Origin of the sequence: Paracoccus aerius (genome assembly GCF_014656455.1) — a bacterium.
GTDB lineage: Bacteria > Pseudomonadota > Alphaproteobacteria > Rhodobacterales > Rhodobacteraceae > Paracoccus > Paracoccus aerius.
In genome coordinates this window covers 1-10,519 of the sequence record NZ_BNCL01000045.1, presented here as the reverse complement: position 1 = coordinate 10,519, position 10,519 = coordinate 1, and the positions used below count along the sequence as shown (strand labels likewise).

The following is a 10,519-nucleotide window of genomic DNA, read 5'->3' as shown; positions in this document are numbered from 1 at the left end:
CCTGACACATGACCGTACCCGATCACATGTCCGAACCGTTCAAAAGAAAGCTTGCACCGACCGAGGTATCCACACATGGGAGGCGGATCTGGTGCTGTTCCGGCAGAAGTACGGGCCTGCCAATGTCACCACGATGATCGAGCGCACCAGCCGTTTCCTGGTGGCGTTGAAGAACGACGAGAAACGCACCAAGCCGATCATGGCGCAGATCGCCCAGGCTCTGACGCCCCTGCCCCGGCATGCCTGCCGATCGATCACTTTCGATCGCGGCTCCGAGTTCGTCGACTGGCCGCATCTTCAAGCCGAGGTGGGCACGCGAACATGGTTTTGTGAAGCACAGTCACCCTGGCAGAAAGGAGGGGTGGAGAACGCCAACAAGCGACTGCGACGCTGGCTCTGCCGCGACACCGATCCGAACACGCTTTCTCAGGAGGAGCTCCGTCAGCTCTGTGCTGGCCTGAACGCCACGCCGCGCAAGTGCCTCGGCTTCCGGACCCCTGCCGAGGTGTTCAAGGCCCACCTGCTCGGACGCGGCTACAGAAAGGCGAAACTTTCCCGGCACCCGAAGTCGCATTTGAGCTAGCGCGTCCAGGGGTGGATTCACAAACGAAGTGCAAATGCCAAGATAATATAGGTATTTGCATGAGGTTTACGAATGGCTTCCCACTACCAGCACCTGAGCTTTGAAGAACGCCGGAAGATTGCCCAATGGCGTGAAGGCAAGATGCCGGTGCCGGAAATCGCAGATCGGCTCTCGCGCCCAGCCTCGACAATCTATCGGGAGCTGAAGCGCAATACGTTTCTGGACACCGAGCTTCCGCAGTATAGCGGCTACTATGCGGTGACGGCCCAGGACAAGTACGAGCGCCGCCGCGCGGTTCATCGAAAGCTGGTCGCCTACCCGGAGGTGAAGGCAGCGGTCGAGGATGCGCTCAAGGCGGGCTGGTCTCCGGAACAGATCGCCGGCCGGATGCGGCTTGAGCAGCACCGCATCTGCGTCAGCCATGAAACGATCTACCGCTTCGCCTATTCAAAGCTTGGCCTCGCGGAAGGTGGATTCACAAACGAAGTGCAAATGCCAAGATAATACAGGTATTTGCATGAGGTTTACGAATGGCTTCCCACTACCATCACCTGAGCTTTGAAGAACGTCGGAAGATTGCCAAATGGCGGGAAGGCAAGATGCCTGTCAACGGCGGCGTAAAATCCGGCCACGCGGCGGCGTAAGACCAGGTCAGGTGGTTGTGGCCGGCGCCATGGCGCGCGCGCTTACCAATAGCTGGCGCGTGCTATGGCGCATTGGCCTCTTTGGGCCAAAACGAGCGATCTGATCTCAGGACTTTTGTTGCCGCTTTCGGGCAGTGCTGTTGGCGAGGCGATAGCTCTCGCCGTTCATCTCGAGGATGCTGACGTGGTGGGTCAGCCGGTCGAGCAGTGCGCCGGTGAGGCGCTCGGAGCCGAAGGTCTCGGTCCATTCATCGAAGGGCAGATTGCTGGTGATCAGGGTCGCGCCGCGCTCGTAGCGGTGCGAGATCAGTTCGAACAGCAATTCGGCACCGGTCTTGGACAGCGGCACGAAGCCCAGCTCATCGATGATGAGCAGCTTGTAACCGGCCATCTGCTTCTGAACGCGAAGCAGGCGGCGCTCGTCGCGGGCCTCCATCATCTCACTGACCAGGCTCGCGGCGGTGGTGAAGCCAACGGAGAGCCCCTTCTGGCAAGCTGCCAGTCCGAGGCCAAGGGCAATGTGCGTCTTGCCCGTGCCACTTGGGCCGAGGGCAATGACGTTCTCGCGACGGTCGATCCATTCACACCGCGCCAGTTCCAGCACCTGCATCTTGTTGAGCTTCGGTATGGCGCTGAAGTCGAAGCTGTCGAGGCTTTTGACCGTGGGGAATTTGGCGGCCTTGATGCGGCGTTCGACCATCCTCCGCTCCCGGTCGATCAACTCCAGCTCAACAAGCCGGGCGAGGTATTGGACATGGTCCATGCCTTCGGCCGCGCATTGCCGAGCCAGCTTCTGATGTTCCCGCAGGAACGTCGGCAGCTTCAGCGCCTTGAGGTGATGGGCGAGCAGGATTTCCGGGGCATCGCTCATGCCGCGTCCTCCGCATTGCCCGACAACAGCCGCATGTAGGAACCGGCCTTGGTCTTCTCGACCGTGGCCTTGGGCAGATAGGGATAGCAGTCGAGGTCCAGTCGGGGCGGACGGCGTTCTACACGACAAAGCAGCAGGTGCTTTACGGCGTCAAAGCCAATCGCGCCCATCTGGAGCGCCTGCTTCACCGCGGCATGCAGATCAGCCAGGTCGAAAGTTTCCAGCAACCGCAGGACCTGGACGTATTCGCGTCGGCCATGCCGGTTCATACGGGCTTCCATCAACCGCCGCAGCGTGGCGAATTCCTCGGGAAGCTCCCAGCCGTGCAACGGCGCGGCCTGGTCGAGTGCGTTGATCTTTTGCTCCAGCAGCGGCAGGTAGTGGATCGGATCGAAGATGAATTCGTCGCGGTCCCAGCATCGGGGATGGTGGGCAATGACCTCGCCCCGACAGCCGATCACCACGTCGTGGACATAAGCCCGGATCCAGACATCCTGATGACCATAGGCGACCGGCACCGAATAGTCGTTGGTCTTGTAGCGCACCAGACACTGGGACGAGACGCGGCCAGTGTCCTGGTCGCAGGCATCGAAGGGCGCGATCGGGAGAGGGCGCATGGCAGCCAGATCGCGTTGCAGCCGCTCGCCGATCGTTTCGCTTTCGCCGCGCAGGACATCGTGCTGGCGCTTGCGGCATTGCTCTTCCAGCCAGAGGTTGAACGCCTCCCAAGTCGCGAACTCGGGGAGCGGCACCATGAAGTTGCGGCGGCAATAACCCACCAGGCCTTCGACATTCCCTTTGTCGTTGCCTTTGCCAGGGCGGCCGTAGCGATCCTGGATCAGGTAATGCGACAGGAAGCCGCTGAACAGGACGGCTCGCTTGCGGGTGCCATCGGGCAGAATCTTCGCCACCAGGCACCGGTCGTTGTCATAGACAATCGACTGGGGACCGACCCAAAGAAAGCAAAGGCATGGATGTGCCCGTCCACCCAGGCCTCGGCAACCGCCGCCGGATAAGCCCGCACATAGCACGCGTCGCTATGGGGCATGTCCAGCACGAAGAAATGCGCCTTTTGCTCGACACCGCCAATCCTGACCATCGCCTCGCCAAAGTCGGCCTGCGCATGGCCCGGTGGATGCGCCAGCGGTACGAACACTTCCTGGCCCCGCCGTTCCCGCTCCCGGATGTAGTCCTTGATGATCGTGTAGCCGCCGGTGAACCCGCATTCGTCACGCAGCCGGTCGAACACCCGCTTCGCGGTGTGCCGCTGCTTCCGCGGCATGGAGCGATCCGCCTCAAGCCAGCCCTCAATGATCGGGATAAAGGGATCAAGCTTCGGCCGCCTGACCTCGGCCGTCCGCCGGTAGCCCGGCGGCACCGAGAACCTCATCATCTTCGCAACCGTATCACGGGAGATGTTGAAGGCCTTCGCCGCCTGACGCTGGCTCATGCCCGCCGCGCAGGCCTGGCGAACCCTGAGATATAGTTCCACGCTGAAAATCCTCGCGCCCTCCCTGCTGTCGCAGAAAGGGAAAGGGTGGACGACTTTTACGCCGCCCGCAGCAGCTCCATGCCGCCGCTTCCGTGGCCTAATTTCTCACTGCCGTTCTCATCCCAATCCGTAAGGAGCCGCCGCTAGGATCGGCGGCTCCTTTGGTCGGGCTCTAATCAGGCGGCTTCGAGCTTTACGATCAGCGCCGGCAGGTCGGCGACGGTGTCGATAACGTGATCCGCGCCAGCCGCCTTCAGGATCGCCGAGGTGCGTTCCCGCAGGGTAGCACGCACTTCTTCGGACAGCGCCGCCAACTCCTCGGGCGTCAGTCCCGCCTCGTTGCCGGAAAGCGCCACTCCCACAGTGACGCAGCCCGCGGCCACACCCTCGGCAATGCCAGGTGCAGTGTCATCCACCTTCAGCACCGTGTATGGCGGGTGCACCACCAGGTCTACGAAGCATTTATACATGCCCAACGGGCCAGGGCGGCCTTCGGACAGGTCGTCGGCGCAGACCAGGTTGTCAGGCACATAGCCCTGCTCGGCAGCAATAGGCAACACGCGCTCCATGATGGAGCGCGTGTAGCCGGTGGTCGAGCCGACCTTAATACCGTGTGCACGCAGCCATTGCACCGTCTCGCGCGCGCCAGGGACCAGCGTGGCGTAATCACCGACCACCTCCTCGTTCATCGGTACAAAGACCTCATAGACACGGTCCACGTCTGCGTCGGTGGGCAGATTGCCGTACTTCTGCTGCCATTGCCTGGCCAGGTGTGGCTCGTCCAACATGGCTTTGATATGATCCCATTCCGGCGCGCCCATCGTCTTGCGCGCATCGGCGATAGAGGCCTCGATGCCGAAGTAGCGGAACACCTCGATAAAAACGCCCATCGGCGCGAATGAGCCGAAGTCGATCATCGTACCGGCCCAATCAAACACTACGGCCTTGAACTTGCTCATGATGTAACCTTTCAGGATAGGTTTTTCAGGGTTTCCTCGCCGACCGAGAAGGCGGAAGAACCGTCGTGAGGTCAGTGTCGCGGAGGTGATCTGGCAAGTCGATGAGTATCTCGGTAACCGGCTTTGTCGCGGCAGATAGAGGTGACTTCGGGATTTAAAGAGATGGAAAGAAGTAGAATTTCCGCGCAACAGCAGCAGGAGGCGGCGAGCGAGGAGAAGACCATGGCAGGACGCCCGCACCGGAATCACACCCCGGCATGCAAGGACAACTAGGTGTTCAGTCCCGGCATCTGGTGGATCGGATCGACGATGAATCTGTCTGGCTCTGAAGTCCAGACATTGCAGATGTATTCGTAGGGCGTCAGGCCGCTCAGCGTCTTGAGCCGACGGGCAAAGTTATAGGCTGCGATGAAGTCGTCGAGGTGCGTTCGCAGTTGATCGTGATTGTCGTAATGGAAGCGCTTGACGGTTGCCTCTTTGATCGTGCGGTTCATCCGCTCGACTTGGCCGTTCGTCCAGGGATGCCTTACCTTCGTCAGCCTGTGCTCGATCCCATGCTCGCGGCACACGCGGCCAAAGATGTGCTCGAAGGCGGTTGTGTCGCAGCTCCGGTTTGCGAACTGTATGCCATTGTCGGTCAACACCTTATGAAGCCGGTAGGGAACTGCGGCAATCAGGTCGCAGGAACTGGGCTGCGGCCATCTTGCCGGCCTTATGGACAAGGCGGACGAAGGCGAACTTGCTGGTTCTGTCAATTGCCACAAAGAGATACAGCTTGCCTTCGGCGGTCTGCACTTCCGCGATGTCGATGTGAAAAAAGCCGATCGGATAGCGTTTGAAGCGCTGCCGTTTCGGCTTGTCGCCATCCACGTCCGGCAGGCGCGATATTCCATGCCGCTGCAGGCAACGATGCAACGCCGAGCGCGTCAGGTGTGGTATCGAGGGTTGTAGTGCGTAGAGGCAGTCGNTGCCCAGCTCTCGGCTCAGCGTCGCGAGCGAAGCGTGCGATCGTTGTATTGCAGCTCGGATGGCGTGCGTGGTCGTGGCGCTTCCGTGACGAACTTGTCCCATAGGGCATCCTTCCATTCCCAAGAAAGGATCGCACCATCAAACCATGGGATCAAACACCTAGCAGCGCCAGCGATAAAGGAGGAAAAGATGCTGATCGAACTGGCGCACGATTTAGACATCCATCCTACCTTATCACCGGTTTTGGCCGGATCAATGGTGGGGCAGTTATAGCAGAGACGAACCCAAGGTGTGCGAGCCAACATGAACATCGAACCGCTGCGTGTCCTTGTGATCTCAAGGCCGCAACCTTGGGTAATTGGACGGCATATGCATGATCGTGCGTTGTACCCCAGACATGTGGAGGCCTCTTGATGACCAAGACCGCAGATCATCCATTGCTCTCTGATTTCGACGTCGCGGAACTGATCAAATGGCGGCGCAACTTGCACCGCCAGCCCGAGCTTTCGGGACAAGAGGAGCGCACAGCCCAAACGGTTCGAGCGTTTCTGGCGAACACCGCGCCGGACCGCATCATCACGGGAATAGGAGGTTATGGCGTTGCTGCAATCTATGATAGTGGCACACCCGGACTGCGCGTGTTGTTGCGTTGCGAACTGGACGGGCTGCCGATTGAGGATCTGGCTGATGTGCCTCACAGATCCACTTCGCCTGGCAAGGGGCATCAATGCGGCCATGACGGCCACATGGCCATTCTTGCCGGAATGGCCCGCATCCTGGGACAACAGCGCCCCGCCACCGGTGCGGTCGTCTTAATGTTTCAGCCCGCTGAGGAGGACGGTTCGGGCGCGCTTGCGGTGGTAAACGATGCTGCCTTTGACGCCCTGAAATCCGACTACGCCTTCGCGATCCACAACATGCCGGGTATTCCCTTCGGTCAGGTGCTGATCAAGGACGGTCCGGTCTGCTGCGCCTCGCGCGGGATGACGCTGCGGCTGACGGGCAGGACTGCCCACGCCTCCCAGCCGGAAATGGGCCTTTCACCGATGGCGGCGATCTCTCGCCTTATGCCGGGGCTGACTGCATTGAGCAGCCCAAGCGGCACCCCCACTGGCGATTTCGGCTTTGCCGTGGTGACGGTGACCCATGCCCAGATGGGCGCGCCTGCCTTTGGGATTGCCCCCGGCGAAGCCAGACTGTTTGTGACTTTAAGGACACTGACCAACGCCGCGATGTCCAGCCTGGTTGAACGAGCCGAGGCCTTGGCGCAGGAGGTTGCACAAGGCGAGGGGCTGGATCTGGAGATCGGCTACTCCGACGTTTTCGTCACGACCGAGAACGATCCAGACGCCACCGCCGTTGTTCGTAAGGCAATGGAGGAAGTCGACGTCCCTTGCAACGTGGGCCTGCTGCCCATGCGCGCCTCCGAGGATTTCGGCCATTTCGGCCGACACGCGAAGGCGGCGATCATGCTGCTGGGCGCAGGTGAGGACAGGCCGGCCCTGCACAATCCGGATTATGATTTTCCTGACCAACTGATCCCCATAGGAGCAAGGATTTATGCTGCTATCCTGAAACAGTTGGCCGAGCAGTCTTAGTCTGCTCGTTAGCAGTTGGCTTGCGGCTTCGGACCCGATCCCATCAGATCCGCTCTCACTTTGCCGATGCAGCAACCTGTTCTTGCTTGATCCATGACAGGAACGCCTCGCGCGCCTTGCGCCGTCCGCAGTACGCGGCGTCAGACTGGAATGGATCACGTAATGGTCATACGTATTCCTCCGGTGAAGGCCGCCTGACGGGTTTAGCGCTTGAGTGATAGCTCCGACCTTATGCGCGACCTTAAATTCGAACCCCCGATTGAAGTTTTGTCCGCGGCGGACGGTGTCCGCCGGCGACATTGGAGCGATGCGGACAAGGTCCGGATCGTCGAGGAGAGTTTGACCGGAAAGCGGCAGGTGAGTGCCACGGCAAGACGGCATGACATTTCGCGGTCTCTGCTCACGGTCTGGCGCCGACAAAACCGCACCGGGGAGCTTGGTGGCGACCGTTTGCCCTCCTTTATGCCACTGACGGTTTCTGCCGAGTTGCCAGGCACGATGTCCCCAAGGCCTGTGCCCCCGAACCCGGAAGCCCGGGTAGAGATTGCCCTGAGGAATGGCCGCCAGCTTGTTGTGCCGGCCAACGTGGACCCGGAGGCGCTGGCCCGGCTCCTTTCCGTGGTAGATGGCCGATGATCGCGTTTCCGGCGGGAGTGACTGTCTGGATCGCGGGCGGCGTCACCGACATGCGGCGAGGCATGAACACGCTGGCGCTGCAGGTTCAGCAAGGGCTCGGGCGGGATCCGCATGCGGGCGAGATATTCTGCTTCCGAGGGCGCCGTGGCGATCTGGTGAAATTGATATGGCATGACGGCGTCGGAATGTCGCTCTATATGAAGCGGCTAGAGGCAGGGAAGTTTATCTGGCCATCGAGCGGATCGGGCGAAGCGGTTCAGGTATCAGCGGCGCAGCTCGCCTATCTTCTCGAAGGCATTGACTGGCGAAATCCACGTTGGACACAAAGACCCGCAAAGGCAGGATAATACAGCTTTATTTGCAGTTTTTGCGTAGGCCTGCCCCCGTCGGCGTGGTAAGGTCCTGCCATGTCTGGGACCGCCTCCGAGCTCGAACAACTGCGCGCCGCGCTCGCCGCTGCCGAGGGGCGCGCTGCAGCTGCCGAGGCTGATCTCGCACAGGCCCGTGCGGTGGTCTCGACCTCGGAAGCGATGATCGCGGGGCTCAAGCTCGAGATCGCGCTGCTCCGCCGCGACAAGTACGGCCGGAGCGCGGAACGCACTGCCCGGCTCATCGACCAGCTGGAATTGCAGCTCGAGGAACTGGTGGCCAACGCCGCAGAGGACAACGCCCGGGCCGAACAGGCAGTGGGGCAGACACAGGTCGCGGGCTTTGAGCGACGCAAGCCGGTGAAGAAACCCTTCCCCGACCACCTGTCGCGCGAACGGGTAGTGATCGAGGCGCCGACCGCCTGCAGCTGCTGTGGTTCCGGTCGCATCGTGAAGATGGGCGAGGACATCACCGAGACGCTGGAGGTCATCCCTCGGCAATGGAAGGTGATCCAGACGGTCCGCGAGAAGTTCACATGTCGGGCTTGTGAGAAGATCAGCCAGCCCCCGGCGCCGTTCCACCCCGTTCCGCGGGGATGGGCCGGACCCAGCCTTCTGGCAATGATCATCTTCGAAAAGTACGGCCAGCATCAGCCCCTGAACCGTCAGGCAGAGCGGTATGCCCGGGAAGGCGTGGAGCTAAGCCTCTCGACGCTGGCCGACCAGGTCGGCGCCGTGACCGCATTGCTGGAACCTTTGCAGGCACTGATCGAGGCGCATGTCCTGGCCGCCGAACGCCTTCATGGAGATGATACAACGGTACCGCTTCTTGCCCGCGGCGGACCAAAGACCGCGCGGCTCTGGACCTATGTTCGCGATGACCGCCCCTTCTCCGCGACCGCCCCGCCGGCCGTTGTCTTCAAGTTCTCCCGCGATCGGGCGGGCGAACATCCACTTGGGCATTTGAAGGGCTGGCAAGGCATCCTGCAGGCTGATGCCTATGCCGGATACAACCAGCTCTACCAGGGTAATCGCAAGCCGGGCCCTGTTCTGCCCGCGCTATGCTGGTCGCATGCGCGCCGCAAGTTCTTCGAGCTTGCCGATGTCGAGGGCAACATCCGCAAAGGCAAGTCGCCTGAAGACATCTCGCCGATCGCCTTTGAAGCGGTGAAGCGGATCGACAGGCTGTTCGAAATCGAGCGCGAGATCAGCGGCCTTGATGCCGCTGCCCGTCTGGAGGCGCGCCAGCGTCTGTCGGCGCCACTGGTGGGCGAACTGGAAGCATGGCTGCGGTCCGAACGGGCGCGGCTCTCGAAACATGCCAAAGTCGCCAAAGCGATCGATTACCTTCTGTCGACTGCGCACTGGCCCGGGTTCACCCGATTCCTTAAGGACAGCCGGGTTTGCCTCAGCAACAATTGCGCGGAGCGTTCACTGCGTGGCGTGGCTCTCGGCAGGAAATCATGGCTCTTCGCTGGCTCCTAGCGCGGTGGCCACCGCGCCGCCGCCATGTACACGCTGATCGGCTCGGCGAAGCTGAACGGCATCGACCCGCAGGCCTGGCTTGCCGATGTCATCGCTCGCATCGCCGACCTGCCGGTCTCGCGGCTGCCTGAATTGCTTCCATGGAACTGGAACCAGCCGGAAGGCCGGTCAGCCGAGGCCGCCTGATGGCCCGCGTCACGCATCTCCTTGCTCTCGATGAAGTCGCCAGGAGGATCGGCGAGAACCGCGAGCTCATCGAGATTGTCAGCGCCAATTCCGACAACATCGACTACGGCGAGATGATCTGGGTCGACAACGGTACCGAGGAAGGGATCAAGGCCTTCACAGACCGCGGCATCGAATGCCTGCAGGAGCTTATCGCAGACATCCGCACCTGGGAGGGCGGGGTCCGCGAGTTCCTGCGTGACGAGCAATGCGAGCCCGACGTCATCGAACGCATCATGGCCGACGAGAGCAGGTGCTGAGGCAAGACGGTCCTCGGCGTAGCCTTACGGTCATACTCGTCCAGAACCAACATTTCTGACAGTTGCACAAGATACCCTCGGCCACGCTGGGCCCGATCATTGCCAAGGCACACAGGCAATCCCCCGGACAAATCTGCGGCGCGCAGAAGGTTGAAACTTTCGAAGATAGCGCCGGACAACAATGGTTCGGCCACAATGCTATCGCGTTCGGTAGGCGCGCAAAGGTGGAGCGCCACCTCAGGTGGTCGTGACGTCGGTCTTGTGGCCATGGCAAGCATAGATCATCCGCGACTCCATGTGCGGATGCAAAGCCCGGGACCGCCTCAGGCGGGCATCAGCTAAGACCGCCACACGGGGATCGCGGCCTTCGGGCAGGATGATATGGCGCGGGTTGGCGCGTGCTGCGGTGAGGATGCGGTCCAGCGGTTT

At 61.3% G+C, this 10,519-nt stretch carries 7 protein-coding genes and 5 pseudogenes; 7 read left to right on the top strand and 5 right to left on the bottom strand.

What is annotated here, in order from left to right:
- Positions 1–583, top strand: a 583-nt coding sequence (locus IE224_RS19915; protein WP_229849481.1) for an IS30 family transposase, incomplete at its 5' end; no start/stop codon positions are given.
- Positions 584–655: 72 nt separating this feature from the next.
- Positions 656–1,051, top strand: a pseudogene (locus IE224_RS19910) (transposase); the annotation flags it as partial.
- Between the two features lie 282 nt (positions 1,052–1,333).
- Here IE224_RS19910 and istB read toward each other — a convergent pair.
- From istB to IE224_RS19890, 4 genes and pseudogenes are all read right to left on the bottom strand, one after another.
- Positions 1,334–2,098 carry an IS21-like element helper ATPase IstB gene (gene istB / locus IE224_RS19905; RefSeq protein ID WP_191313159.1) on the bottom strand — a complete coding sequence of 255 codons (765 nt, stop codon included), beginning with the start codon at positions 2,096–2,098 and terminating at the stop codon, positions 1,334–1,336.
- Positions 2,095–3,590: pseudogene (istA, locus tag IE224_RS19900) on the bottom strand (IS21 family transposase). Before istA ends, istB begins: the two are co-directional and overlap by 4 nt.
- 176 nt (positions 3,591–3,766) lie before the next feature.
- Positions 3,767–4,549 carry a phosphonoacetaldehyde hydrolase gene (gene phnX / locus IE224_RS19895; protein ID WP_191313157.1) on the bottom strand — a complete coding sequence of 261 codons (783 nt, stop codon included), beginning with the start codon at positions 4,547–4,549 and terminating at the stop codon, positions 3,767–3,769.
- Between the two features lie 269 nt (positions 4,550–4,818).
- Positions 4,819–5,620 (bottom strand): annotated as a pseudogene (locus IE224_RS19890) (IS481 family transposase).
- Between the two features lie 311 nt (positions 5,621–5,931).
- On the opposite strand from IE224_RS19890, the gene IE224_RS19885 reads away from it, so the two are divergent.
- The 5 genes and pseudogenes from IE224_RS19885 (at position 5,932) to IE224_RS21200 (ending at position 10,090) form a co-directional block, all read left to right on the top strand.
- On the top strand, positions 5,932–7,116 hold the full coding sequence (locus IE224_RS19885) for an amidohydrolase (RefSeq protein ID WP_191313156.1): 1,185 nt from the start codon (positions 5,932–5,934) through the stop codon (positions 7,114–7,116).
- A 231-nt stretch (positions 7,117–7,347) separates the two neighbouring features.
- Complete coding sequence (gene tnpA / locus IE224_RS19880) at positions 7,348–7,752, top strand: IS66-like element accessory protein TnpA (protein ID WP_191313163.1); 405 nt, start codon at positions 7,348–7,350, stop codon at positions 7,750–7,752.
- Entirely contained in the window at positions 7,749–8,099 is a 351-nt protein-coding gene (gene tnpB / locus IE224_RS19875; protein ID WP_035715275.1) for an IS66 family insertion sequence element accessory protein TnpB, read from the top strand. The genes tnpA and tnpB overlap by 4 nt, the downstream gene beginning before the upstream one ends.
- A gap of 60 nt (positions 8,100–8,159) precedes the next feature.
- A pseudogene (gene tnpC, locus IE224_RS19870) lies at positions 8,160–9,791 on the top strand (IS66 family transposase).
- Positions 9,791–10,090, top strand: coding sequence for a hypothetical protein (locus tag IE224_RS21200; protein WP_202380368.1), 300 nt, complete (start codon positions 9,791–9,793; stop codon positions 10,088–10,090). The pseudogene tnpC and the gene IE224_RS21200 overlap by 1 nt, the downstream one beginning before the upstream one ends.
- A 237-nt stretch (positions 10,091–10,327) precedes the next feature.
- On the opposite strand, the pseudogene IE224_RS21195 reads toward IE224_RS21200, so the two are convergent.
- Positions 10,328–10,519 (bottom strand): annotated as a pseudogene (locus tag IE224_RS21195) (hypothetical protein); the annotation flags it as partial.